Source organism: Streptococcus mutans (genome assembly GCF_006739205.1).
GTDB lineage: Bacteria > Bacillota > Bacilli > Lactobacillales > Streptococcaceae > Streptococcus > Streptococcus mutans.
On record NZ_AP019720.1, the window covers coordinates 621,810 to 648,148 of the forward strand.

Below are 26,339 nucleotides of genomic sequence, written 5' to 3' on the forward strand. Positions count from 1 at the left end.
GGAAGAATGAAAAACAAAGATTACTCGGAAATGGTTGTTCTGGGTGATTTTTGCTATAATAGAAAGGTCTAAGGATAAAAGAAAGGATTTATATGAAAACATTAGAAAAAAAACTGGCAGAAGACTTTAAGATCGTCTTTTCTGACAAGGAATTATTGGAAACTGCCTTTACTCATACTAGTTATGCTAATGAGCATCGCCTCCTAAACATTTCACATAACGAGCGCTTGGAATTTTTAGGAGACGCTGTTCTGCAGTTAACGATTTCACGTTATCTTTTTGACAAATACCCTCAAAAAGCTGAAGGTGATTTATCAAAAATGCGTTCGATGATTGTTCGTGAAGAAAGTTTGGCGGGTTTTTCTAGAAATTGTCACTTTGACCGCTATATTAAATTAGGTAAGGGTGAAGAAAAATCTGGCGGTCGTCAAAGAGATACTATTTTGGGCGATTTATTTGAAGCTTTTTTAGGTGCTCTTTTATTGGATGCAGGTCTTAAAGCTGTTGAGGCCTTTCTCAATCAAGTTGTGATTCCTAAGGTTGAAAATAATAATTATGAACGTGTTACCGATTATAAAACGGCACTTCAAGAATTATTGCAAGTTGACGGGGATGTTTTGATCGATTACGAGGTCTTAAAAGAATCAGGACCCGCCCATGCAAAATGCTTTGAAGTTGCTGTTTCTATGAATCATGAAAAACTTAGTAGCGGGACAGGCAAATCAAAAAAATTAGCAGAGCAAGAGGCTGCTAAAAATGCGCTTGAAAAACTTCAACGAGGTTCTTAATGTTTTTAAAAGAAATTGAAATGCAGGGATTTAAATCTTTTGCTGATAAGACCAAGGTTGAGTTCGACAGAGGAGTGACAGCCGTTGTTGGACCAAATGGTTCAGGAAAGAGTAATATTACGGAGAGTTTACGCTGGGCTTTGGGTGAGTCAAGTGCCAAGAGCCTGCGTGGCGGCAAGATGCCAGACGTGATTTTTGCAGGAACTGAAAATCGAAAGCCACTCAATTACGCTCAAGTAACGGTTATTTTAGATAATAGCGATGCCTTTATCAAAGACGCTCAAGAGGAGATTCGCATTGAACGCCATATTTATCGTAATGGGGACAGTGATTATCTTATTGATGGTAAAAAAGTACGCCTGCGCGATATTCACGATTTGTTTATGGATACTGGTTTGGGGCGTGATTCCTTTTCCATTATTTCTCAAGGACGTGTGGAAGAGATTTTTAATAGTAAACCAGAAGAGCGTCGTTCAATTTTTGAAGAAGCAGCCGGTGTCTTAAAATACAAAACACGTAAAAAAGAGACGCAGTCTAAGCTAACACAGACTCAGGATAATTTGGATCGGCTGGATGATATTATCTATGAACTGGAGACACAGATAAAGCCTTTAGAACGTCAGGCAAAAACAGCCAAAGAATTTTTGGTTTTGGAAACAGAACGCAAGGAGAAACAGTTAGACTTGCTGGTCTACCAAATTCTCCATCATAAGGAAGCCTTAGTGAAAAACCAAGCTGAGCTTGAAAAAGTTAAACAAAATTTAGCAGCCTATTATCAAGAACGTGATCTATTAGAAACTAAGAATCAGACTCTAAAAGAAAAAAGGCACCAGCTTTCTCGTCAAATGGATCAAAAGCAGGCTGATCTCCTTGAAATGACACGTCTCATTAGTGATTATGAGCGTCAGATTGAACGCATTCATTTAGAGGTTAGTCAAAAGACAGAAAAGAAGCAATCTACTCAAAAAAGCCTAGAACAATTGTCAGAGCAAAAGGCTTCTCTTAAAACAGAATTAGCTCAAAAAGAAGTTGACTTAGAACAATTAGAAGAGGATCTCAAACAAAAAAATCAAGAAATTAAAAATGTCGAAACGGAATTGTCACGTTTTGCAACAGATCCTGATCATATTATTGAAAGTTTACGAGAAGATTTTGTTAGACTCATGCAAAAAGAGGCTGATACTTCTAACCAATTGGCTGTTTTAAAAGCAGAAATGGATAGTCGAAAGCAAGAATCCGAAAGTAAAACAGCAGAAATTAAACAAGTACAAGCAGACTTAGAGAAAGCAAAAGATCGAGAACAAAGGGAATCCGCAAACTTTGAAACTGCTAAAACCAAAGTTCAAGAATTGCTAAAGGACTATCAAAAAACAGCACAGCTTGTTCAGAATTTAGAAGCTGCTTATGCTGAGCAGCAAGAGGCTATGTTTCAATTGTTGGATGATGTCAAAGACAAGAAAGCACGCCAAAGCAGTCTGAAGTCCATCTTAAAAAGCCATAGTAATTTCTATGCAGGTGTTAGGTCTGTTCTTCAGCAGGCTGATAAAATTAAAGGTATTGTTGGCGCGGTTAGTGAACATTTAACTTTTGATAAAAAATATCAAACCGCACTTGAGATTGCCTTAGGTGCCAGCAGTCAAAATATTATTGTTGAAGATGAAGCGGCGGCCAAACGATCTATTGATTTTTTAAAGAAGAACCGTCAAGGTCGAGCAACTTTTCTTCCTTTAACAACCATTAAACCCCGTCGTTTATCTGAGTCAAATCAAAGCCTATTAACTTCCAGCCAGGGCTTTCTCGGTTTAGCACGTGATTTGGTAAGTTTTGAGCCTCGTTTGCAAACAATTTTTGGCAATTTACTGGGTGTCACAGCGATTTTTGATACGGTTGGTCATGCCAATCAGGCAGCTCGCCAGTTACGTTATCAAGTGCGTCTTGTGACATTAGATGGAACAGAGATCCGTCCCGGAGGGTCCTTTTCAGGAGGGACTAGCCGTCAAAATAATACAACTTTTATCAAGCCAGAACTGGATCATTTGACACAAGAGCTAGCGCTTTTAGAAGAAAAACAAGTTGAGCAGGAAAGAACAGTTGAAAAGACCAAGCAGGACTTGGAAGTGAAAAAAGCAGATCTTTTAGAATTAAGGGAAAAAGGAAATCAAGCCCGATTGGCTGAGCAAAAGGCTGAGATGGAGTATCAACAATCAGAGTCTCATTTACAAGAGCTGGTCTTGCTTTATACCCAATTAAAACAAACAAATCAGGCGGATCTTAATCGAGACTTAGAAAAAGACCAAGCACTTTTACAAGAAAAGCTGTATAAAATTGCTGATGACAAGGAAAAGCTCAATCAAGAGATTGCTCAAATCAAGGAAGATAAGGATAGTATTCAGCAAAAGACAGCTGCTTTAAGTCAACAACTCTCTTCTTTGCAACTTTCTGAGCGTGATTTGTCTAATACACAGAAATTTGAAAGAACGAATTTAAAACGTTTGGCAGAAGAATTAGCTGAATTGGAGCAAAATGAAGTTGGTATGATGCAACTTTTAGATAGCCAAGAAGAGGATTTGGATGAAAAACGTTTACCATCGCTCAAACAGCAATTAGCAAACGCTCAGGCTAGAAAAATAGAGAGTGACCAAGAACTTGTCCGCTACCGTTTTGAACTGGAAGACTGTGAAGCACAGCTAGAAGAGGTTGAGACCAATCTCCTAAAAACTAATCAAAAGAATGAAGAGTTCATTCGTCAGCAAACGCAATTAGAAGCAAAAAGGGATCATGTATCCAATCAATTGCGCCGTTTTGCCAATAACTTGGCTGAAGATTATCAACTAAGCTTAGATGATGCTAAACAAGAGGCAGGACCGATTGAAAATCTAGAAGCTGCTCAAGCTCATTTAAGCCAATTGGAAAAGCAAATTAAGGGATTGGGACCGGTCAACCTTGACGCAATCGGTCAGTACGATGAAGTGTCTGAGCGTTTGCATTTCTTAAATAGTCAAAAAGATGACCTTGTTCACGCTAAGGAACTTCTCCTGAATACTATTCATGATATGGATGATGAGGTCAAGGCACGCTTTAAGACGACTTTTGAAGCTATTCGTGACAGTTTTAAGACGACCTTTACGCAGATGTTTGGCGGAGGAAGTGCTGACTTGCTTTTGACAGAAGGAGATCTCTTGATGACCGGTGTTGAAATTTCAGTGCAGCCGCCTGGCAAGAAGATTCAATCTCTCAATCTTATGTCTGGTGGTGAAAAGGCACTGTCTGCTTTGGCATTGTTATTTGCCATCATTCGTGTTAAAACCATTCCCTTTGTTATTTTGGATGAGGTTGAGGCTGCTCTTGACGAGGCCAATGTCAAGCGTTTTGGTGATTATCTGAATCGTTTTGATAAGTCCAGCCAGTTTATTGTGGTCACTCACCGTAAAGGCACCATGTCTGCTGCAGATAGTATATATGGGGTTACCATGCAGGAATCAGGTGTCTCTAAGATTATCTCTGTTAAGCTAAAAGAAGTCGAAAAGATATCTTAAAAAAGCTTGGAAGTGCTTAGTTTGAAAAAACTGTAAGGACACAATCAATCTTTGACGGCAATAGTACTTAAAGTAATTCTCAACAAGGAAACAAGGCGGGAACGACAAAATCATTTCTGTAAATTGCAATGGAATCTCGTTCCCCATAGAATCTTTGATTCAGCCTATTGAGAAATTTTGTGAAATCTGTTAAAATAGTAACAATTGAATAAAAGTCTATGAGATTAGTAGCTTTATGGAAGTTTGACAGGGAATGCGGGGCGTGACTGGAAACCCGCTGGATGAAAGTTTAGTGAATTCACTCAGAAAGAAAGGCTTAATAATTAAGGTCTAGTCATACTAGATAAAAACGGATGGTACCGCGTGTCAACGCTCCGCTTAAGGAGTTTTGGCACATTTTTTGTTTTTAACAAGGTCCTTAAATAGGAAAGGAAATCACATGGATTTACAAGCACAATTAGAAGAGCTGAGAAAATCAACTCAAGCAACATTAAAGGAAATGAGCGGCAATCACAGCAAAGAATTACAAGATTTGCGTGTTAAGGTTTTGGGTAAGAAAGGTTCCTTGACAGAACTTTTAAAAGGTCTAAAGGACTTACCAAATGAGTTGCGTCCTGTTGTTGGAAAACAAGTCAATGAAGTCCGTGATGTCTTAACAAAGGCTTTTGAAGAACAAGCTAAAATCGTTGAAGCCGCCAAAATTCAAGCGCAATTAGAATCAGAAACATTAGATGTCACTCTTCCGGGACGCCAAATACATCTAGGCAATCGCCATGTTCTCAGTCAGATAAGTGAAGAAATTGAAGATATATTCCTAGGAATGGGTTTTCAAGTGGTTGATGGCTATGAAGTTGAACAAGACTATTACAATTTCGAACGCATGAATTTGCCCAAAGATCACCCAGCACGTGATATGCAGGACACGTTTTATATTTCTGAAGACATTTTGCTTCGAACACATACCAGTCCTGTGCAGGCACGTACTTTAGATAAACATGATTTTTCTAAAGGGCCGCTTAAGATGATTTCACCCGGGCGTGTTTTTCGCCGCGATACAGATGATGCGACGCATTCCCATCAATTCCATCAAATTGAAGGCTTGGTCGTTGGTAAAAACATTTCTATGGGTGACCTCAAAGGAACACTGGAAATGATTAGTAAAAAAATGTTTGGTGAAGATCGTAAGATTCGTCTGCGTCCTTCTTATTTCCCATTTACAGAGCCTTCTGTTGAAGTGGATGTTTCGTGTTTTAAATGCGGCGGCAAAGGCTGTAATGTTTGTAAGAAAACAGGTTGGATTGAAATTCTTGGTGCCGGTATGGTTCATCCAAGTGTTCTTGAGATGTCCGGCGTTGACTCTGAAGAATATTCTGGTTTTGCCTTTGGCTTAGGCCAAGAACGTATGGCTATGCTGCGCTATGGAATCAATGATATTCGAGGTTTCTATCAAGGTGACAGCCGTTTTACAGAACAATTCAATTAAATCTATAAGGTTGTAGAGCTTTTGCAAGCTAATTGCTCTGGCTCAGCCATCCACAAGTTAAAGGAGTGAAAATGTCACAGGTTGAAATTAGAAAAGTCAATCAAGATGAGCTTTCTTTGCTTCAGAAAATTGCTATTCAGACTTTTCGTGAAACCTTTGCTTTTGATAATACAGCAGAGCAGCTGCAAAACTTTTTTGACGAAGCTTATACTTTGTCTGCTTTAAAATTAGAATTAGCTGATAAAGAATCAGAAACCTATTTTATTTTGATGTCCGATAAAGCAGCGGGATTTTTGAAAGTGAACTGGGGCATCTCTCAAACCGAGCAGGTATTAGAAGATGCATTTGAAATTCAACGTCTGTATATTTTGAAAGCTTATCAAGGTTTAGGTTTAGGAAAACAGCTTTTTGAATTTGCTTTAGAACGTGCGCAAATATCAGGCTTATCATGGGTTTGGCTGGGCGTTTGGGAAAAGAATGTTAAGGCCCAGTTATTGTATGCTAAATATGGATTTGAACAATTTTCTAAGCATTCTTTTTTTGTTGGTAACAAAGTGGATACGGATTGGTTGCTTAAAAAGTCTTTAAGTTAGGGAAAGGAAATACATGTTAGTAAGTTATAAATGGTTGAAAGAATTAGTTGATATTGATGTACCTAGTCACGAATTGGCTGAAAAAATGTCAACAACAGGTATTGAAGTTGAAGGGGTAGACGTTCCAGCAGAAGGACTGTCAAAATTAGTCGTCGGTCATGTCCTTTCTTGTGAAGATGTTCCAGAAACGCATCTTCATCTTTGTCAGGTGGATACTGGCGAGGAAGAATCTCGTCAAATCGTTTGTGGAGCACCAAATATTACAGCTGGCATTAAAGTAATTGTTGCTCTTCCGGGAGCTCGTATTGCAGATAATTATAAGATTAAAAAAGGGAAAATCCGCGGTATGGAATCTCTGGGTATGATTTGCTCTCTGCAGGAGCTTGGTTTGCCGGACAGCATTATTCCTAAGGAGTATTCAGATGGCATTCAAATTTTGCCTGAAGATGCTGTGCCGGGTGAAAGTATCTTCCCTTATTTGGACTTAGATGATGAAATCATTGAGCTGTCTATCACACCTAACCGTGCAGATGCTTTATCCATGCGCGGTGTGGCTCATGAAGTAGCAGCGATTTATGATAAATCTGTTCATTTTGAAGATAAAGTCTTGACTGAAAGTGATAAGAAAGCAGCTGACCTTATCAAGGTAGCCATCGCTTCTGACAAGGTTTTGACTTACAAAGCGCGTGTGGTTGAAAATGTAACCATTAAACCAAGTCCACAGTGGCTGCAAAATCTGCTTATGAATGCTGGCATTCGTCCGATTAATAATGTGGTTGACGTGACCAATTATGTTCTTCTTTACTTTGGACAGCCTATGCATGCTTTTGATTTAGATAAGTTTGAAGGCAAGGATATTCTTGCACGTCAGGCAAAAGCTGGTGAGAAATTAGTAACACTTGATGGTGAAGCGCGTGATTTGATTGAAGAGGATCTTGTCATTACTGTAGCAGATAAACCAGTGGCACTTGCAGGTGTTATGGGTGGTGCGACAACTGAAATTGATGCCTCTTCTAAAAATGTTGTCCTTGAAGCAGCCGTCTTTGATGGAAAATCAATTCGTAAAACAAGCAGCCGTCTTAATCTGCGTTCCGAAAGTTCTTCACGTTTTGAAAAGGGTGTTAATTACGCTGATGTTGTTAAGGCACTTGATTTTGCTGCAGCAATGCTGACGGAATTGGCAGATGGAACAGTTCTCGCTGGTCAGGTCAGTGCAGGAGCAGTTCCGACAGATGATATTCAAGTATCCACTAGTCTGGATTATGTCAATGTTCGCTTAGGTACAGACTTAGTTTTCTCAGATATTGAAAGTGTTTTTGCTCGCCTTGGTTTTGGTCTTTCTGGCAATGACGAAAAATTCACGGTTTCTGTACCGCGTCGCCGTTGGGATATTAGCATTCAGGCGGATTTGGTCGAAGAGATCGCCCGTATTTATGGTTATGATAAATTACCGACAACACTGCCTGAAGCAGCAGGAACAGTTGGTGAATTGACCAAGTCACAAAAATTACGTCGTAAGATAAGAAGTTTGGCTGAAGGTAGTGGTCTTTCAGAAATTATTTCCTATGCCTTGACCACGCCTGAAAAGGCAGTTGCTTTTACGCCAAATCCTAGCAAGGTGACAGAACTGATGTGGCCAATGACCGTTGAGCGTTCGGCACTGCGTCAAAATATTGTCTCTGGAATGCTAGATACCATTGCCTATAATGTAGCACGTAAGAGCAACAATCTAGCCCTATATGAAATTGGCAAAGTATTTGAGCAAACAGCGGATCCCCAAAAAGATTTGCCTAAGGAAATAGATACTTTTGCCTTTGCTCTGACAGGTTTAGTAACTGAAAAAGACTTTCAGACAGCAGCAACCCCAGTTGATTTCTTCTATGCTAAAGGTGTTCTGGAAGCTATTCTTGCTAAGCTTGAAATCACTGTTCAATTTGTTGCGACTAAAGAAATGGCTAATATGCATCCCGGACGTACAGCTTTGATTGAACGTGATGGTCAAGTTATCGGTTATCTTGGTCAAGTTCATCCGCAGACTGCTAAACTGTACGATATTCCAGAAACTTATGTAGCAGAAGTGAATCTTAATGCACTGGAAGCAGCTCTTAAATCGGATTTAGTCTTTGAAGATATCACTAAATTCCCAGCTGTTTCGCGCGATATTGCCCTGCTTCTTTCAGAAAAAGTGAGTCACCAAGATATTTTGGATGCTATTGCAGCCAGCGGTGTGAAACGTCTGATCAAGGTAAAACTCTTTGATGTTTATGCCGGTGAAAAACTAGGAGTAGGTAAGAAATCAATGGCCTACAGCCTGACTTTCCAAAATCCTAATGATAATCTCACAGATGAAGAAGTTGCCAAATACATGGAAAAAATCACTTCAGCCCTAACCGAAAAAGTTGGTGCTGAAGTGAGATAACGAAAAAATCTACCTTTAAAGGTAGATTTTTTTGGTATGTAAGCTAGTGAGCCTACCCACCGCCGATAATGATAATTGTTTCTAATACCACTATCAAAGTCATAAAAATTTTATTTCTCATGTTTTTCTCCTCACTCACTTTTCTTATATGTTATAATAAATTGCAATTAACTGAATATAAATCCCATATAGACAATTGAGGTACTATTGATGACTGAATATGGAAAAATATTTAAAAAATTTAGAGAATCACGCGGTCTAAAAATGAAGGAAGTAGCTGGTTCAAATTTATCAACTTCACATCTTTCAAGATTTGAAAATGGAGAATCTGAGCTGACAATAAGTAAACTTATGACAGCACTGTACAAAATAAATATGCCTATTGAAGAATTTATGTATGCTGCCAATGATTTCCATCAGGATGAATTAAATGAGCTCCTTAAAGATGTGAGGGAGTGTGTTAATAATAAAGATGTTGAACGATTAAAAGCGGTATTGATTAAGCAACAAGAGAATTTAAAAGAAGGTCGAATTTTTCACCATTTGAATGTTATTCTAGTAAAAATAAGGTTGCAAGATTTATCCGGTGAAACTTATTATAGTAAAGCAGACCTAGATTACTTAACAAATTACTTATTTAAAGTTGAATACTGGGGTTTCTATGAGCTGTTACTTTTTACGAATACTATTGATGTTTTTAAACATGAAACTTTTATGGTTCTCTCTAGAGAGATGATGAGACGGTCAGATTTTTATAAAGAAATACCTCGAAATCGACGTCTTATTTCACGTATGGCTCTGAATTCTTTTATAACTTGCATTGAAAGAGATAAACTGATTGATGCACTGTATTTTGAAAAACAATTAAGCATCTGTCATTTTGATGAAACAGAAATTTATGAACGCTTGGTCTTTCATTATGCTCAAAATCTATTTGCCTATAAAAAATATAAGACGACACTTGCTATTATTGAAATAAAGAAATCAGTAGCAGCAATGAAATTGGCAGGGAGTTTGCATATTGCTGAAACCTATGAAAACCATCTTCAAAAAATTTTAGAAGGATAATATGAAATTGTGTATATGGGATAAAAAATCTCTCTTTTTGGATTTGATTTATAATAATTCTATCAAATCAAGGAGGTAAATACTATGTTGACTAAAAAAGAGTTTAGTGTTCCTAAAACAACTAAGGTAAACTGTTGGGGTAAGCACTAGTAAAACAAGGTCTGTAGGCCATTGCATAGCTTACAGATTTTTTAGGAGGTATTTTAATGAGAGATTATTCACCATATCCGTTATTGGTTGATGTTTGTGTAACAAATCGTTGTAATTAAGTTGTTCATATTGTTCAGCAGAAGCAGGCCCTTTTGCCAGTAAAAAAGGAGAGATGTCTGTTGAGAAGCTGGATTCTATTTTCCGTGAATTAAATTTAATGGGAGTTCCGCGAGTAGGTGTTACTGGAGGTGAACCGTTTATTAGAGATGATATATTAGACATCTTAAAGGCTTTTGATAAATATCATTTTGCTAAAGTTTTAAATACTAATGGTAACCTCATTACAGATTCTGTAGCTAAGGAATTATCTAAACTGCATTTGGATAGAATTTGTGTGACCGTGGATGGAAGTTGCTCTAAAGTTCATGATAGCCAAAGAGGTAAAGGAAGCTTTAAAAAGGCAATAGAGGGTATTAAAAATTTACAAAGGTATAATCTTCCTGTTTCTACACTTTTTACATTAGGAAGGCACAATGTAGATGATTTGATTAACACTATTAGGTTAAACGATATGCTTAGAATTAAATATATGTCTGTAATGATTATTTGCCCAACAGGTAGAGCTAATGATGGAAGCATTCTAGCAGATAAGAAACATTGGTATCCTGTATTTTTAGATTTAACAGAGAGATTGTCTCGTGGAGAATTTAAAGTGAAGTTTAAAATAGTTCCTCCAAATGAAAGTGATGTCTTTTGGACACATTATTTCCCACTAGCTTTTTACAACCGATTAGATTTACTTGAAAGTGTATGGCATCAAAGTCTGAACTTTAATAGTAACAAGAAAAGAGAAATGTCTTGCCAAGCTGGAGTAAGAGCTTGTTCTATCAACCATAAAGGTGATGTTTATGGTTGTGATTTGATGAACGGCATTGATGAACTTGTAGCAGGTAATGTAAAAGAAAAATCTTTTTATGAAATTTGGCATAATTCTTCTATATTTCATAAATTGAGAAATATTACATTTGACGATATTTCGGGGAAATGTGCTGGTTGCCCCTTACCTTGGTGTGGTGGTGGATGCAGATGCAGTGCACTGGAGTTAGATGGAACTTTGCTTGGATCTGATTTAGCATGTTTTTATGATGAAGAGGAAAGCGTATTGGTATGAAAAATCATTTTACAATAAAAGGGAAGAGAGATTTTGTTGTTGATAAAATTGACGATGAGTTTATAGGATATGATAGATTAGATCTAGAGTATTATTCTTTTGATGATATAGGTGCTGAAATTTTATATTGTATTTCTAAAAACTTTTCTTTGGACAAAATCATTGAGGTCATTCAAGAAGAGTATGATGTGACTTATGACGATTGTAAGAAAGCTATTGTCCATTTTTTAGAGGAGACACCTATATTACATATTATTTATGCAAATCTTATTAAATCAGACATTTATTTATACCTAAAACCATTTCGGGAGGCATTATGAGTTATTCTAAAGAGGTGAACCGTTATGTTTTTCCTCTCGTTGCCACAAACCTTGTTCAAGTTTTGATTGGTCAAATTTCTCTTCATTTTGCTGTCGATAATTCTAATGCTGCCTTGTCTGGCATTTCTGTTATCCAGAATTTTCTTTTTGCATTTGGAGGTATTCTTGGAGCCTTTAGTTTGTCGTTTAATATTAGAGGTGCCAAGGCTTTTTATAATAAAGAATACCAACGATTTAAAAATCTTTTAAAATCATCCCTGCTAATTGATATTGGAATTGGACTGTCATTCATTCTTTTTTGTCTGGGATTGAGCAGACCTTTTTTGAAAGTTTTTTATGGTTTTGATGGTCAATTATTGGAACTATCGACTACCTATTTCAAGATCATGTCTCCTTATATTTTATTGACCTTATTAATCTTCCTTTTTTCAAATCTTTTGAAAATTGAGAAGAAAACAAAGCCCATTTTTTGGATTGGAACCCTAAGTTCCGTGCTAGATGTCTTGTTAAACTATTACTTAGTTCCTCTTTTGGGAATTCGTGGAGCTGCTATTTCGTCTATTTTATCGCTGCTAGTCATTGTTTTAGGGTATTTCATTTTTGTAAAATCTCTTGTTTTTCAAGCGCTTCAAGAGGCTTCGACAAGTAAGTTAGAGCTTATCCGTTTTGGAATTCCTTTATCCATACAAGAAATACTGGAGAGTGTTTTATTTATCATGGCTTTCGACGCTTTCATGGGAAGACAAGGGCTACGCATTTTGTCCATCTATGCGGTAGTCAGTCAATTATTTGCAATTGTGAGAACACCTGCCTTTATGTATGCGGGTTCAATAGCAATCTTTTTGCCTGAAGCTAGGAAAAAAGAAGACGAAAAAGCATTGATTGCTACTATTTTTAGAAATAGCTACGCTGTTATATTTATATTTGCTTGTTTAGTAACAGTATTTTCAAATCCTTTTGCTCATTTTTTGTCTGATGAAGTTATTGATAATGTGCTGCCTTTTACTTTGTACACGGTTGTGGTCATGGGAGCAACACCTCTATATGAAAGCTCTAAGATGCTTTTGCAAAGCAATGATGACGAACAATGGGTTTTAAAAATAACAAGCATTGTCAATATATTAAGTATCCTTATCTTATTAGTTCTCCAGTTAATGGGCAAGCAAACCTATCAATCTCTGTATGGCATTTATGGTTTGAGTTTAATAGTGCTTAGTATTCTTTTCATAAAAAGAAATAGTGAGAAGAGAGTATCATCACGTAAAATGACAATGTAAGACTTGTAGGGAGTAATACAAGTCTTTTTTAGAACTTTAATGAATAAAAGTTTTTTGACAGTTTACACTAGTTTCACCTAAAAAATATTATCGATTTTTCAAACGAAACGTCGCAGTAATCTTTGGTGGCTACATTAGGAGGTGATCTAAGGCCTTGAAAATCCCTTTGAAGATTGACAAATCAGTTAATCAATCTTCTTCTGCCTACGGTGGTACCTATAGTTCTTAGTGACCTTACGGTCGCTTTCGATAAGCTAATGCTTTAGGCAATAAGTAGGAAATCTATGAATATGGGTTCTTAATATCTCAAAGTAAAACTCTTTGACGTTTATGCTGGTGAAAAATTGGGACAAGGTAAGAAATCAATGGCCTACAGCCTGACTTTCCAAAATCCTAATGATAATCTCACAGATGAAGAAGTTGCCAAATACATGGAAAAAATCACCAAAGCCCTAACCGAAAAAATTGGTGCAGAAGTGAGGTAAAAATTGACAGCTGATAAGCTTATAGCCGTCTGTTTCTTATTTTTAAACAGATAACTTAGCAAGGACAGTGCCCATCAATGATGTTTGCTGTTAGTTCAATATGAAAAGAAAATTAATTTCTGTAAACGTCGTTTGTCAAGCCTATAAAAGACCTGTGTTTGTGAAAACAATTTCCCGTTTTAAAGGGATGATAGTCATTTAGTTTATCCTTTATGACTTTGTTAGCGCGTCTTACCGTACGTTTTTGTGACTAACTTTGTCAGTTTAATTATCACCCTTCAACCCTCCCAGTTGTTAAAACTGTCTGCGGCTTGCTGCCTTGTCTTACAATCAAACCAAAAGACTAGAATAAGGAGAAAGGTTATGACACATGTTGTATCTGAAATTTTTAAAGATGGCCCGGTAGACAGGTTTGGTTTACGAGGGGATCCTGTTTTTTGGAACTATTTAGAAAAGCATTTTCAAAAGGTAGCTATGCCATATTCCGAAAGAAAATTAGAAGAGGATATAAGAACGATCTATCAAGACTTAACTGGAAAAGAATTTAGAATGGGTGAGATGGCTCTTGTTAAAGACTTTATAAGTGAATCCGGCGGCATGTCATCAGGATGGCTTAGTGATGATTTTTGGCTTAAATCAGCTATACCGCTTCTGAAAAAACGATTGGCAAAATGGAATGAAACTTTATAAAGACTGCAGTTTATTGATTATGAAGAATGATAAATCAAGCAATGGTGTCATAAAAGACAAACGGGATGGCTTAACATTCTTTTGAAAACAATTTGACATTTTCAAAGAAAAGTTTAAAATGGAAAACAGTCTGAAGAATTGAGGTAATGAAGAACTTTGCGGAAAGAAAAAAATATGTTGATATTAGGTTGGGTAGCGACTTTTATGTCTATAATGATGTATGTGTCTTATATCCCTCAGATTATGAATAATTTAGCAGGAAATAAGGGGGATTTTATCCAACCGTCAGTGGCTGCACTTAACTGCACACTGTGGGTAATTTATGGTCTTTGTAAAGAAAAGCGAGACCTTCCTTTAGCTGCCGCCAATATGCCAGGCATTGTTTTTGGCTTGATTGCAGCGATTACGGCATTAGTTTAGCTTTATAAAAGCATTTATTTCATAAAGGTTGTGAATTGAGTCTGTGAAATAGAGATTTCTGTGGAACGGCTCTTTTTTTTCTGTCATTTATCAACCTTTTCCTGAGATGATACCTACTTAATCACAATCAAATAGACGAGGAAATGTGTCAAAGTTAATGAGGGCTAAGCAAGAAAAGCTGTTAGCGACGGTCTGTCTAGCCACCTTGCTAGCTTTCTTTCTCAGTGTTATTGATTGCTCGAACGTGTATCGCAAGGTTTCAAGAAAGTTCACTGACGCTGGATTTTCTACGAATTTTGGATAAAAGTGTTCTAACTTTTTATTGTGTAGTGGTTTTAGTTTAACGCAGTGATAAATTGGAATTTTCGCGTCTTGTTTTTTAGGCTCAACCCTTTAAAGTTCGGTGTTCTGCCGGAGCTTATCTAATCTATTTTAAGGAAAGCAAGACGACAAAATTGAATCGAGCTTTCATTACGATTGGCCGAACTTTTTATACGTAATTTTATATATTTACACTATTTTGTGAATAATTGCGTAGCAATCAGTTTTACCCGCACGAGCGGGGGTGATCCCAGTGACAACAACGAATCAGATACAGAAATCATGTTTTACCTACACATATAGACTTGTGATGTTAGACCGATTGAAATTGATTCTTTTGGATAGAAGGAAATCAAATATATATATTAAGTGGATGACAATAAAAGTAAAATATTAGATAATAGAGATTAAGAATTATAAAGAATTGGAAAATGTTTAGTCGTCAAACCTAAAATCATTATAATGATACGAATATTTTTTTGATCAATTTTGTGATAATATAAAGAAGCGACATGCTTACCAATTATTTCAATCTGATAGAGGTAATAATGAAACTTTTATATACCGACATTCCATACAACATAACAGAGATTTTGGCCGAGGAAGCACAAATAGCTGCTAAGGCTGGTAAGCGGGTCTTTTATATTGCTCCCAACTCCTTGTCTTTTGAGAAGGAGCGAGCTGTTTTGGAGACCCTGCCTGAGCGGGCTTCCTTTGCTATTACCATTACGCGTTTTGAGCAGATGGCACGCTATTTTGTTTTAAATGATATTCATCAGGGCGAAACCATTGATGATAATGGACTTGCCATGGTTTTTTATCGTGCTTTATCCAGTTTTTCAGACCAAGATTTGCGTGTTTTTGGGCGTCTTAAGCAAGATGCTCATTTTATCAATCAATTGGTGGATTTGTATAAGGAACTCAAGGCTTCTAATCTGACTGTCTTAGAATTAAATCAGCTAAATTCGGCTGAAAAGCAGGAAGATTTGATTAAGATTTTTACAGAGGTTGAAACCATTTTAAGTGCTGGCCATTTTGATAATCAAAGCAAGATTGCCTTCTTTGCACAACAGATCAAATTCGGTCATTTAGATACGGCTTTGCAGGATTTGACAATTGTTGTTGATGGTTTCACACGTTTTTCTGCTGAAGAAGAAAACCTGATAGGACTGTTATATGAAAAAGGTGTTGACATTATCATTGGGACTTATATTAGTCAAAAAGCTTATCGTTCAACTTTTTCGAATGAGAATGTCTATCAGGCTAGTCTTGATTTCATTCGTGGTTTGGCTGGTAAATTTCAAACCAAACCAGAATATGTGGTATCAAAGCAAGAAGCTTTGCCTGCCTTTACCAAACTTTCTCAGCTATTTGAAAGTTGTCATGATTTTTCGGACAGTCAGCTGGTCTTGACAGATAAGGACAAGGAACATGTAACTATCTGGGATGTCATTAATCAAAAAGAAGAAGTGGAACATGTTGCTAAGAGCATTCGCCGGAAACTCTATGAAGGTCATCGTTACAAGGATATTTTGGTCCTTCTTGGGGATGCGGATGCCTATAAACTGCAGATTGGCAAGATTTTTGATAAGTATGAAATTCCCTATTATTTTGGCAAAGCGGAGTCCATGAGTTCGCACCCGCTGGTTCATTTTGTGGATTCTTTGGAGCGGGTTAAACGTTATAATTTTCGTGCTGAGGATGTCATGAATCTGCTCAAATCAGGCCTATATGGCAAAATCAGGCAAAATCAGTTAGATAAATTGGAGCAGTATGTCATTTATGCTGATATTAAAGGAAAAACAAAGTTTTTTAAGGACTTTACGCTAGATAATCATGGGCAATTTGATCTAAAAGCCTTAAATAAACTGCGGGCAGAAGTCATGTCACCTTTACAAGAGCTGGTTAAAATACAGGCTCAAAAGGGAGACAGTATCCTGCAAAAATTGACCAGCTTTTTAGAAGCCATTTCTTTAACGAATAATTTTTCAAAATTAATCCAAGGTGTCAGTGACACTGAGCAGGAAAAGAACGAGCAAGTTTGGAAAACTTTTACGGTTATTTTAGAGCAATTTCATACGATTTTTGGACAAGAAAAAATGAAGTTGGCTGATTTTCTGGCACTCTTACGCAGCGGCATGCTGGCGGCTGATTATCGGACGGTTCCTGCTAGTGTTGATGTTGTGACAGTTAAGTCTTATGATTTGGTGGAGCCCCATAGCAATAAATTTGTTTTTGCTATGGGAATGACCCAGTCTCATTTTCCTAAAATTGTCCAAAATAAGAGTCTTATTTCGGATGAAGAACGTGCAAAAATCAATGAAGCAACTCCTGACAATCGTCGTTTTGATATTGTCACTAAGGAAAATCTCAAGAAAAATCATTTCACCGCCCTGTCACTCTTCAATGCGGCCACTCAGGAATTGGTCTTAACCTTGCCGCAGATTTTAAACGAGGCAGAGGACAACACCTCCTCCTATTTGCTTGAATTGCAAGATATGGGTGTGCCAGTTGTCGAAAAGGGGGGCAATCGTTTAGCTGCGGATCCAGAAGATATTGGCAATTACAAGGCGCTTTTGTCGCGTGTGATTGAACTTAACCGCTCTGCTATTGACCAAGAATTATCTAAAGAAGAGCAGACCTTTTGGTCAGTTGCTGTTCGCTATTTACGCCAAAAATTGGCAAAAGAAGGACTTACGATTCCTGAAGTGAACGATAAGATGCAGACCAAGCAGGTTGCTGCAGAGGTTATGGCAGCACGTTTTCCAATAGATCAACCTTTAAGTCTATCATCGTCTGCCCTGACAACTTTTTACAATAATCAGTATCTCTATTTCCTTCAATATATCCTTGGCTTGCAAGAGCTTGAAACGATTCATCCTGATGCTAGAAATCATGGGACTTATTTGCACCGCGTGTTTGAATTGGTTATACAAGATCAATCTATTGATGATTTTGACAGTAAATTAAATCGTGCCATTGATATAACCAACCATGAGGATAGCTTTCACTTGGTTTATAATGAAGATGAGGAAAGTCGCTATGCTTTGGGTATTTTAGAAGATATTGCTCGTAGTACGGCTACCATTTTAAAAGGGGATAATCCTGTTCAGGCAGAAAGTGAAGAAGAAGCCTTTGAGTTAATGCTGGATCAGACTGTTAAAATCAGAGGGGTTATTGATCGCATTGATCGCTTGTCAGATGGCAGTTTAGGAATTGTTGATTATAAATCAAGTAAAAATACCTTTGATCTGCAAAAATTTTACAATGGACTCAGTCCGCAGTTAGTGACTTATATAGAAGCTCTTCGGTCTTGTAAAAATTTGAATGAGACAGATAAGATTTTTGGAGCCATGTATCTTCATATGCAGGAACCTAAAATTGATTTAGCCAATATGAAATCCATCGAAAAAATTCCGGAAACGGTTCATAAGAATTTAAGTTATAAGGGACTCTTTTTAGAAGATGAAAAAGCACATCTGGCTAATGGGAAATACCATTTGCATGATGCTGTCTATAGTCAAAAAGAAGTTGATTTGCTGCTTGATTATAATAAAAGACTCTATCGCAGTGCCGCAAAGCAAATCAGAAAAGGAAACTTTCTCATTAACCCCTACAGTCAGGATGGCAAATCTGTTCAGGGAGAACAGCTGAAGGCTATTACACATTTTGAAGCAGATCGCCACATGCCTTATGCTCGTAAACTTTATCAGCTGCCACGCAAAGAAAAACGTCAGGGCTTCTTGGCGTTAATGCAGTCTAAAAAAGAGGAGGAAGGCAATGACCTTTAAATCATTTTTAACAGATCAAGAAATAGCTTCCTTACAAATTCAAGAAGCACAGTCTGATAAGAAACAAAAACGAACACCTGAGCAAATTGAGGCCATTTACACTTCAGGAACCAATATTTTGGTTTCTGCCTCTGCTGGTTCAGGAAAAACCTTTGTGATGATTGAGCGGATTATGGATAAAATTCTGCGTGGTGTAACGATTGATCAGCTTTTTATTTCCACCTTTACCGTTAAGGCTGCTGGTGAGCTTAAGGAGCGTTTAGAAAAGAAAATCACCGAGCAATTGCGTTTGACAAATGACACTGCCCTCAAACAATTTCTCAGCGAACAACTCTTGGGATTGCAGACTGCGGATATTGGAACCATGGATGCCTTTACCCAAAAATTAGTGACACAGTACGGCTATACCTTGGGAATTTCACCGAATTTTCGAATTTTACAAGATAAAAGCGAGCAGGATCTTCTTAAAAATGATGTCTTTGACGACCTTTTTACTGATTACAGAACTGGCGATCAAGCAGAGCTTTTCACTAAGCTTGTTAGGAATTTTGCTGGAAATCGAAAAGATTCGAGCAATTTTAGACAAATTATTTACAAAATTTATGATTTCAGTCAGGCAACCGATAATCCCCAAAGATGGCTTTTGGAGAATTTCTTAAAAGGAGCCAATACCTATAAGGATTTTTCAGCTATTCCTGAACAAGAAGTGAAAGACTTTTTGAATACTTTGCAGGAAACTGCTCTCGCTCTTCGTGATGTGACGGATTTAGAAGATTACAAGCAAGTAACGGCTAAAGGAACTCCAACAGCAGCTTATCAAAGGCACCTTAAAATGATTGAGCAGCTGCAGGATTGGGTCTTGCATTTTGACAGTCTATACGGGCGAGATGGTCTGGGGAAATTAGCAAATGACATTGCAACACTCATTCCATCTGGTAACGATGTGACAGTAGCAGGAGTTAAATATCCTGTCTTTCGCAGTTTGCACAGTCGCTTAAGAGGACTAAAACACTTGGAAACAATTTTCAAGTATCAGGATCAAAGTCTGCCTTTGTTGCAAGTACTGCAATCTTTTAACCTTGATTTTTCAAAACAATACCTGCAAGCAAAGATGCAGGAAAATGCCTTTGAGTTTTCAGACATTGCACATTTTGCTATCCAGATTTTAGAAGAAAATGATGCTATTCGTCAGCTTTATATAGATAAGTATCATGAAGTCATGGTAGATGAATATCAGGATAATAATCACACCCAAGAGCGCATGTTGGAACTTTTATCTAATGGGCGCAATCGCTTCATGGTAGGAGATATTAAGCAATCTATCTATCGGTTTCGTCAGGCAGATCCACAGATTTTTAATCAAAAATTTAAGGATTTTCAAGAACATCCAGAGCATGGAAAACTCATTCTCTTAAAAGAAAACTTTCGGAGTCAGTCAGAAGTCTTAGATGCTACCAATAGTGTTTTTACGCACCTTATGGATGAAACGGTTGGAGAAATTCTCTACGATGATACCCATCAGCTTGTGGCTGGCAGTTCAGCTCAGAAAATTCCTTATCCGCAAAATGAAACACAAGTCCTCATCTATGATACAAAGGATCAGCAAAATCAAGATCTTGCTGTAGAAGATGATAGTAATCAAATCAGTCTAGGTGAGGTCAAATTGGTTGCTAAGGAGATTATTCGCCTTCATAATGAAGAAAAGGTTCAGTTTGAAGATATTACCTTGCTTGTCTCATCGCGGACACGCAATGATGGTATCTTGCAAACCTTTGATGATTATGGCATTCCTTTGGTGACTGATGGTGGTGAACAAAACTATCTGAAATCAGTGGAAGTTATGGTCATGTTGGATACTCTGCGTTCTATTGATAATCCTCTCAATGATTATGCTCTAGTAGCTCTTTTGCGTTCACCTATGTTTGCTTTTGATGAGGATGACTTGGCTCGTCTAGCTCTGCAAAATCTACCAGATCAACACAAACAAAATCTTTATGAAAAGATGGAGAATGCCAGAAATGGCCAAGGCCAGCAAGTTCAGTTGATCACAGAAGCATTGTCTGCCAAATTGGATGCTTTCTTTGAAACTTTTCTCAGTTGGCGTGAGTTTAGTCTCTTAAATTCGCTCTATGATTTGATTTGGAAAATTTATAATGATAAGTTTTACTATGATTATGTGGGAAGTTTACCAAAATCTGAACAGCGCCAAGCCAATCTTTATGCTCTAGCCCTGCGTGCCGATAACTTTGAGAAAACAGGTTTTAAGGGGTTGTCGCGCTTCATTCGCATGATTGACAAAATTCTAGAAAATCAAAATGACTTGGCTGATGTTGAAGTCGCTTTACCTAAAAATGCAGTGACGCTGATGACGATTCATAAGAGTAAGGGATTGGAATTTAAATATGTCTTTGTTCTTAATATTGATAAAAAATTTAGCATTCAAGATATGACATCACCCTTAATCTTATCGCGGCAAAACGGTGTTGGTATCAAGTATATTGCTGATATGAAAGAAGAACTAGAGGAAAAATTATTGCCAACAGTTAAAGTCAGCATGGATACTCTTCCTTATCAACTGAATAAGCGTGAGCTTCGTCTGGCAACCCTATCTGAACAAATGCGATTGCTTTATGTTGCCATGACACGATCTGAAAAGAAACTTTACTTGGTCGGAAAAGGCAGTCAGGAAAAATTAGGGGATCAGTATGATGGCAAATCAGAAAACAATCATTTGCCAGTAGCTGATCGTGAACACTATTTGACTTTTCAGGATTGGCTTTTGGCGATTGAAGCTGCTTATGCTGCCGATGAACTTCATTTTAAAACAAGTTTTATAACGGATGAAGACTTAACAGAAGATAAAATGGGAAGTTTAGAAGCAGAGCAGGCTTATGATGCGGATAATCTTAAGGATAATCGGCAATCAGATAATATTGCGCGTGCTTTAGATATGTTAGAAGCAGTTGAAAAATTAAATCAGCACTATAAGGCTGCTATCCATTTACCAACTGTTCGTACGCCAAGTCAGATCAAAAAATTTTATGAGCCTGTTATGGAAACAGAAGGTGTAGAGGTGATGCAAACTTCCTATCAGACTAAACCAAAGTTTGAGCTGCCTCAATTTTCAAAAAAGGCGAACCAAGATCCAACAGCTCTTGGTTCAAGTGTTCATGAACTTATGCAGCGGCTTCATTTGAGTGAACAGGTTAGTCTTGAAGATATTTTAACTGCTCTGGCAGAACTATCTGTAGAAGAAAATGTTAAAAAAGCTATTCAGGTTGATAAGATTTTGCATTTCTTCCAGACCAGCCAACTGGGGAAACTCATTCAAGCAAATGCTGACAAGGTCTATCGTGAAGCACCCTTTGCTATGCTGCAAGCGGATCCTGCAAGCGGAGAAGACTATGTCGTGCGGGGGATTATTGACGGTTACATTCTTTTTGATAATCGGATTGTCCTCTTTGATTATAAAACAGATAAATTCACTAATAGTCAAGCTATTAAAGAGCGTTACCGAGGTCAGATGACACTTTATGCTCAAGCTTTGAGCCAATCCTATAATATCCAACAAGTAGACAGTTATTTAATTCTATTAGGCGGTGAAAAATTAGAAGTTGTGGAAATTTAATAGCAGACATATTCCAAAAAAGAGTAGTCTAATGAAAAGAACCACTTATAATGGACAGTATAAAAAAGTTATACACTGTTCTTATCAGGAGGTTCTTTTCATAAATACTCTTTTTTATTTATGAAAAGAACTGTTATTTAAACGTAATGTTTGTTTTATGTTTGAATATCGAAAAAAATTTAAAAATATTATATAATAGAAGAAAAGAAGGAAAAGAGGTATTTATGAAGAAGGAAGAACGATTAGAAGAAATCACAAAACTCATTAATAAGCGAGGAACCATTCGGGTTACTGAAGTTGTGGAACGATTAAAGGTATCAGACATGACTGTCCGTCGCGATTTAACTGAATTGGAAGGCTTGGGAGTATTAACACGTATTCACGGTGGGGCTAGAAGCAATAATATTTTTCAATATAAAGAAATGTCCCATGAAGAAAAACATTCTCGACAAATAGAAGAAAAGCACTATATTGCACAAAAGGCTGCCGAGTTAGTAGAAGAAGGAGATACGATCTTTTTAGGACCGGGAACAACTGTAGAACTGCTGGCTGAAGAGATTAATAAGACAACTTTGCAAGTCATCACCAATTGTCTTCCTGTTTTTCAGATCTTATCGCAAAAGCAATCAGAGACGTTTAGAGTCCATTTATTGGGCGGCGAAATGAGAAGTATCACTCAGTCTTTTATTGGAGAAATAACAAATATCGTTTTAGAAAAAATGCATTTTTCTAAAATGTTTTTCAGCGGCAATGGTGTCAAAGGAAATGAAGTGATGACATCAAGTTTCCAAGAAGCTTATACTCAGAAGATGGCTTTAGGAAGGGCAATTGAAAAATATTTACTGATTGACTCTTCAAAGATTGGAAAAGAAGATTTTACGTCATTTTATCAGCTATCACAATTGACAGCTCTGATTACAGATTGTCAAGATGACGATAAGCTTCAAAAACTGAGCAAATATACTGAGATTATTAACTAAATCGTTAGATAACAAAAAGTGATCAGAAAAATAAGATAATCAAAGAGAGCGAGAGAAGACCTTCAAGATTGTTTAGCAATCATAGCGGTCTGACTCGGACTCTTATTTTTTTGCGTAAAAACACTCAAACTTCAAACAAAAATTATATTTTATCAACAGAAAAAGGAAATATTTTTTAAATAATACCAAAAATGTTTAAAAAATAAACAAAAATGTGTTGATTTTTTAAACAAGTTATAGTATATTATAACTAAAGAAAAACGAAAACGCTTTTCTGACTAAAAAATCATTTCAAGGAGAATGACTATGGCAATTATTATTGGTTCAGATGCAGCTGGTAAAAGACTTAAAGATGTTATTAAAACATTTTTAAAAGACAACAATCATGAAGTTTTAGATGTTACTGAAAGGAAAGATTTGGATTTTGTAGATTCAACTTTAGCAGTTGTACATGAAGTACAAAAAAATGATAAAAATTTGGGGATTGCAATTGATGCCTATGGTGCGGGCAGCTTTATGGTAGCTACTAAAGTCAAAGGTATGATTGCAGCAGAAGTGTCTGATGAACGTTCAGCTTATATGACACGCGGCCATAATAATGCGCGTATCATTACTCTTGGTGCTGAAATTGTTGGAGATGAACTGGCCAAAAATATTGTTAAGGACTTTGTAGAGGCTAAATATGACGGCGGCCGTCATCAGATCCGTGTAGATATGCTAAATAAAATGTGCTAAAGACAAATAGAGTGAGGAAATGAAAATGAAAATTGCTATTGGTTGTGACCATATTGTTACTGATGTGAAAATGGAACTATCTAAACATCTAAAAGAAGAAGGTTATGAAGTTCTAGATGTAGGGACCTATGACTTTACACGTACGCACTATCCCATCTTTGGTAAAAAAGTGGGCGAAGCAGTTAGCAGTGGTGAAGCGGATTTAGGTGTATGTATGTGCGGTACTGGTGTGGGTATAAGTAATGCTGCCAATAAAGTACCGGGTGTTAGAACGGCATTAGTAAGAGATATGACTTCTGCACTGTATTCAAAAGAAGAACTTAATGCAAATGTCGTTAGCTTTGGCGGCGCTATTATAGGTAAGTTGTTATTATTTGATATTGTAGATGCTTTTATTAAAGCCCAGTATAAACCGACAGAAGAAAATAAGAAATTAATTGCTAAGATCAAACATTTAGAAGCACATAACGATAAACAAGCAGATCCGCATTTCTTTGATGAATTTCTAGAAAAGTGGAATCGCGGTGACTATCACGATTGAGTAAGGGGAGTTATCATTATGATGCTAACAGTTACGATGAATCCTTCCATTGATATTGCTTACCAGCTGGATGACTTAAAGGTTGATACTGTCAATCGTGTCATTGAAACGCATAAAACACCCGGAGGAAAAGGATTGAATGTGACACGTGTTCTGTCTCAGTTAGGAGACGATGTCCTTGCTAGCGGCCTTCTTGGTGGGAAACTTGGTGAATTTTTAGAAGCGGAACTTGATAAGTCTGCCATAAAGCATTCTTTTTATAAGATTTCTGCAGAGACAAGAAATTGTATTGCTATTTTACATGGTGGCTATCAAACAGAAATATTAGAACAAGGACCTTATGTTTCCGCTAAAGAATCTAAAGGGTTTCTTGAATTTTTTGAAAAATTACTTCCAAAATTAGAAGTTGTCGCAATTTCAGGAAGTCTTCCAAAAGGGGTTCCTGTAGACTATTATTCTCAAATGATTGCGATTTGCAAGCAACATCAGGTTCCTATTGTTTTGGATTGTTCAGGTCAGGCTTTGTTGGAAGTGTTAAACGGTGCAGCTAAACCAACTGTCATCAAGCCCAATACAGAAGAATTATCTCAAATTATGGAACGGGAGATTACAAATGATGTTGCTGTTTTAAAGTATGCTTTGGCTAGCCCCATCTTTTCAGGAATTGATTGGATTATTGTCTCACTTGGTTCTCAAGGTTCTTTTGCCAAGCATGGTCAAACATTTTATAAGGTCACTATTCCTAAAATAGCAGTCGTTAATCCAGTTGGTTCAGGGGATTCAACGGTAGCTGGAATTACATCGGCTCTTGCTGCAGGAGCAAGTGATGAGAAATTGCTCAAAAAAGCGAATACACTTGGTATGCTCAATGCTCAGGAAAAATTAACTGGACACGTTAACTTAGAAAATTATGATAATTTATACCAACAAATTGAGGTAGCGGAGGTTTAAAAAGATGACATTAACACAAGAAAAGCGCAGTTATATGGAAAAACTTAGTGATGAAAATGGAATTATTTCAGCTTTAGCTTTTGACCAGCGTGGTGCTTTAAAACGCTTGATGGCGCAGTATCAAACGCAAGAACCAACGATTGCTCAAATGGAAGAGCTGAAGGTCTTAGTAGCAGAAGAATTAACACCTTATGCTTCATCCATGCTGCTTGATCCAGAATATGGTCTTCCAGCAACAAAACATTTGGATAAAAATGCAGGTTTGCTCCTTGCTTATGAGAAGACTGGTTATGATACAACAAGCACTAAACGCTTGCCAGATTGTCTGGTTGAATGGTCAGCCAAACGTTTGAAAAAACAAGGTGCAGATGCTGTTAAATTCTTGCTCTACTATGATGTTGATGGTGATGAAGAAGTTAACCAGCAAAAACAGGCTTATATTGAACGAATTGGTTCTGAATGTAAGGCAGAAGATATTCCCTTTTTCCTTGAAATTTTAGCTTATGACGAAACCATTACTGATGCCGCAAGCGTTGAGTATGCTAAAGTAAAGCCTCATAAAGTGCTTGATGCTATGAAAGTCTTCTCAGACGAGCGTTTTGGCATTGATGTTCTGAAGGTTGAGGTTCCTGTTAACATGAAGTATGTCGAAGGTTTTGGTGATGGCCCAATTGTTCACACTCAAGATCAAGCAGCAAACTTCTTTAAACAACAAGATCAAGCAACACCGCTTCCCTATATTTATTTGAGTGCAGGTGTTTCTGCTAAGTTATTCCAAGATACGCTTGTTTTTGCAAAAGAGTCAGGGGCTAATTTTAACGGTGTCCTTTGCGGACGTGCCACATGGGCTGGTTCAGTTAAAGATTATATTGAAAAAGGCGAAGCAGCAGCCCGCCAGTGGCTTCGTACAGAAGGATTCAAGAATATTGATGAGCTGAATAAGGTTTTAAAAGCAACCGCAACGTCTTGGAAAGAAAGGGCTTAAAAAATGG

General features: G+C 37.2%; 18 protein-coding genes and 2 pseudogenes. All 20 read left to right on the forward strand.

The features are described from left to right. Nucleotides 1-92 precede the first annotated feature (92 nt). The 20 genes and pseudogenes from rnc (at nt 93) to lacD (ending at nt 26,332) form a co-directional block, all read left to right on the forward strand. Nucleotides 93-788: a ribonuclease III gene (rnc, locus tag FNL60_RS03400; protein WP_002266141.1), complete on the forward strand. Its 696-nt coding sequence runs from the start codon at nt 93-95 to the stop codon at nt 786-788. Further along, a complete protein-coding gene (smc, locus tag FNL60_RS03405; RefSeq protein ID WP_002279973.1) occupies nt 788-4,324 on the forward strand; it encodes a chromosome segregation protein SMC in 3,537 nt (1,178 codons plus the stop codon). The genes rnc and smc overlap by 1 nt, the downstream gene beginning before the upstream one ends. Before the next feature lie 439 nt (nt 4,325-4,763). Then, on the forward strand, nt 4,764-5,807 hold the full coding sequence (pheS, locus tag FNL60_RS03410) for a phenylalanine--tRNA ligase subunit alpha (RefSeq protein ID WP_002264817.1): 1,044 nt from the start codon (nt 4,764-4,766) through the stop codon (nt 5,805-5,807). A gap of 71 nt (nt 5,808-5,878) precedes the next feature. After that, a complete protein-coding gene (locus FNL60_RS03415; protein ID WP_002268540.1) occupies nt 5,879-6,400 on the forward strand; it encodes a GNAT family N-acetyltransferase in 522 nt (173 codons plus the stop codon). A gap of 13 nt (nt 6,401-6,413) precedes the next feature. Further along, a complete protein-coding gene (gene pheT, locus FNL60_RS03420) occupies nt 6,414-8,819 on the forward strand; it encodes a phenylalanine--tRNA ligase subunit beta (RefSeq protein ID WP_002311998.1) in 2,406 nt (801 codons plus the stop codon). A gap of 210 nt (nt 8,820-9,029) precedes the next feature. Further along, a complete protein-coding gene (locus FNL60_RS03425) occupies nt 9,030-9,887 on the forward strand; it encodes an Rgg/GadR/MutR family transcriptional regulator (protein WP_002280351.1) in 858 nt (285 codons plus the stop codon). An 84-nt stretch (nt 9,888-9,971) separates the two neighbouring features. Further along, nucleotides 9,972-10,037: a tryglysin family RiPP peptide gene (wgkA, locus tag FNL60_RS10665; protein ID WP_423160450.1), complete on the forward strand. Its 66-nt coding sequence runs from the start codon at nt 9,972-9,974 to the stop codon at nt 10,035-10,037. Nucleotides 10,038-10,093: 56 nt separating this feature from the next. Beyond that, nucleotides 10,094-11,208, forward strand: a pseudogene (gene wgkB / locus FNL60_RS03430) (radical SAM/SPASM peptide maturase WgkB). Further along, nucleotides 11,205-11,528, forward strand: a complete 324-nt coding sequence (wgkC, locus tag FNL60_RS03435) for a PqqD family peptide maturation chaperone WgkC (protein WP_002265227.1) — start codon at nt 11,205-11,207, stop codon at nt 11,526-11,528. Before wgkB ends, wgkC begins: the two are co-directional and overlap by 4 nt. Further along, a complete protein-coding gene (gene wgkD, locus FNL60_RS03440; protein ID WP_002265226.1) occupies nt 11,525-12,805 on the forward strand; it encodes a tryglysin-associated MATE efflux transporter WgkD in 1,281 nt (426 codons plus the stop codon). Before wgkC ends, wgkD begins: the two co-directional genes overlap by 4 nt. Nucleotides 12,806-13,113: 308 nt before the next feature. After that, nucleotides 13,114-13,290 (forward strand): annotated as a pseudogene (locus FNL60_RS03445) (phenylalanine--tRNA ligase subunit beta-related protein); the annotation flags it as partial. 363 nt (nt 13,291-13,653) lie between these two features. Next, nucleotides 13,654-13,980 carry a hypothetical protein gene (locus tag FNL60_RS03450; protein WP_002262922.1) on the forward strand — a complete coding sequence of 109 codons (327 nt, stop codon included), beginning with the start codon at nt 13,654-13,656 and terminating at the stop codon, nt 13,978-13,980. Between the two features lie 174 nt (nt 13,981-14,154). Next, complete coding sequence (locus FNL60_RS03455; RefSeq protein WP_002262921.1) at nt 14,155-14,400, forward strand: SemiSWEET family transporter; 246 nt, start codon at nt 14,155-14,157, stop codon at nt 14,398-14,400. A gap of 869 nt (nt 14,401-15,269) precedes the next feature. Beyond that, nucleotides 15,270-18,512 (forward strand): ATP-dependent nuclease subunit B, encoded by a 3,243-nt coding sequence (gene rexB, locus FNL60_RS03460; RefSeq protein WP_002280326.1) that lies wholly within the window; start codon nt 15,270-15,272, stop codon nt 18,510-18,512. Further along, nucleotides 18,502-22,140, forward strand: a complete 3,639-nt coding sequence (addA, locus tag FNL60_RS03465; protein WP_002280325.1) for a helicase-exonuclease AddAB subunit AddA — start codon at nt 18,502-18,504, stop codon at nt 22,138-22,140. The genes rexB and addA overlap by 11 nt, the downstream gene beginning before the upstream one ends. A 224-nt stretch (nt 22,141-22,364) precedes the next feature. Further along, nucleotides 22,365-23,120, forward strand: coding sequence for a transcriptional regulator LacR (gene lacR / locus FNL60_RS03470; protein WP_002265225.1), 756 nt, complete (start codon nt 22,365-22,367; stop codon nt 23,118-23,120). Nucleotides 23,121-23,426: 306 nt separating this feature from the next. Next, nucleotides 23,427-23,855 carry a galactose-6-phosphate isomerase subunit LacA gene (gene lacA / locus FNL60_RS03475; protein ID WP_002262463.1) on the forward strand — a complete coding sequence of 143 codons (429 nt, stop codon included), beginning with the start codon at nt 23,427-23,429 and terminating at the stop codon, nt 23,853-23,855. Between the two features lie 25 nt (nt 23,856-23,880). Next, nucleotides 23,881-24,396 (forward strand): galactose-6-phosphate isomerase subunit LacB, encoded by a 516-nt coding sequence (gene lacB, locus FNL60_RS03480; RefSeq protein WP_002262464.1) that lies wholly within the window; start codon nt 23,881-23,883, stop codon nt 24,394-24,396. A gap of 18 nt (nt 24,397-24,414) precedes the next feature. Beyond that, a complete protein-coding gene (gene lacC, locus FNL60_RS03485) occupies nt 24,415-25,347 on the forward strand; it encodes a tagatose-6-phosphate kinase (protein ID WP_002273847.1) in 933 nt (310 codons plus the stop codon). A gap of 4 nt (nt 25,348-25,351) precedes the next feature. After that, nucleotides 25,352-26,332, forward strand: coding sequence for a tagatose-bisphosphate aldolase (gene lacD, locus FNL60_RS03490; RefSeq protein WP_002265224.1), 981 nt, complete (start codon nt 25,352-25,354; stop codon nt 26,330-26,332). The last annotated feature ends 7 nt before the right edge of the window (nt 26,333-26,339 follow it).

Excerpts from the sequence above, each read along its gene's own strand:
- rnc (WP_002266141.1), top strand. The coding sequence starts at position 93 with ATGAAAACATTAGAAAAAAAACTGGCAGAAGACTTTAAGATCGTCTTT.
- smc (WP_002279973.1), top strand. The coding sequence starts at position 788 with ATGTTTTTAAAAGAAATTGAAATGCAGGGATTTAAATCTTTTGCTGAT.
- pheS (WP_002264817.1), top strand. The coding sequence starts at position 4,764 with ATGGATTTACAAGCACAATTAGAAGAGCTGAGAAAATCAACTCAAGCA.
- FNL60_RS03415 (WP_002268540.1), top strand. The coding sequence starts at position 5,879 with ATGTCACAGGTTGAAATTAGAAAAGTCAATCAAGATGAGCTTTCTTTG.
- pheT (WP_002311998.1), top strand. The coding sequence starts at position 6,414 with ATGTTAGTAAGTTATAAATGGTTGAAAGAATTAGTTGATATTGATGTA.
- FNL60_RS03425 (WP_002280351.1), top strand. The coding sequence starts at position 9,030 with ATGACTGAATATGGAAAAATATTTAAAAAATTTAGAGAATCACGCGGT.
- wgkC (WP_002265227.1), top strand. The coding sequence starts at position 11,205 with ATGAAAAATCATTTTACAATAAAAGGGAAGAGAGATTTTGTTGTTGAT.
- wgkD (WP_002265226.1), top strand. The coding sequence starts at position 11,525 with ATGAGTTATTCTAAAGAGGTGAACCGTTATGTTTTTCCTCTCGTTGCC.
- FNL60_RS03450 (WP_002262922.1), top strand. The coding sequence starts at position 13,654 with ATGACACATGTTGTATCTGAAATTTTTAAAGATGGCCCGGTAGACAGG.
- FNL60_RS03455 (WP_002262921.1), top strand. The coding sequence starts at position 14,155 with ATGTTGATATTAGGTTGGGTAGCGACTTTTATGTCTATAATGATGTAT.
- rexB (WP_002280326.1), top strand. The coding sequence starts at position 15,270 with ATGAAACTTTTATATACCGACATTCCATACAACATAACAGAGATTTTG.
- addA (WP_002280325.1), top strand. The coding sequence starts at position 18,502 with ATGACCTTTAAATCATTTTTAACAGATCAAGAAATAGCTTCCTTACAA.
- lacR (WP_002265225.1), top strand. The coding sequence starts at position 22,365 with ATGAAGAAGGAAGAACGATTAGAAGAAATCACAAAACTCATTAATAAG.
- lacA (WP_002262463.1), top strand. The coding sequence starts at position 23,427 with ATGGCAATTATTATTGGTTCAGATGCAGCTGGTAAAAGACTTAAAGAT.
- lacB (WP_002262464.1), top strand. The coding sequence starts at position 23,881 with ATGAAAATTGCTATTGGTTGTGACCATATTGTTACTGATGTGAAAATG.
- lacC (WP_002273847.1), top strand. The coding sequence starts at position 24,415 with ATGATGCTAACAGTTACGATGAATCCTTCCATTGATATTGCTTACCAG.
- lacD (WP_002265224.1), top strand. The coding sequence starts at position 25,352 with ATGACATTAACACAAGAAAAGCGCAGTTATATGGAAAAACTTAGTGAT.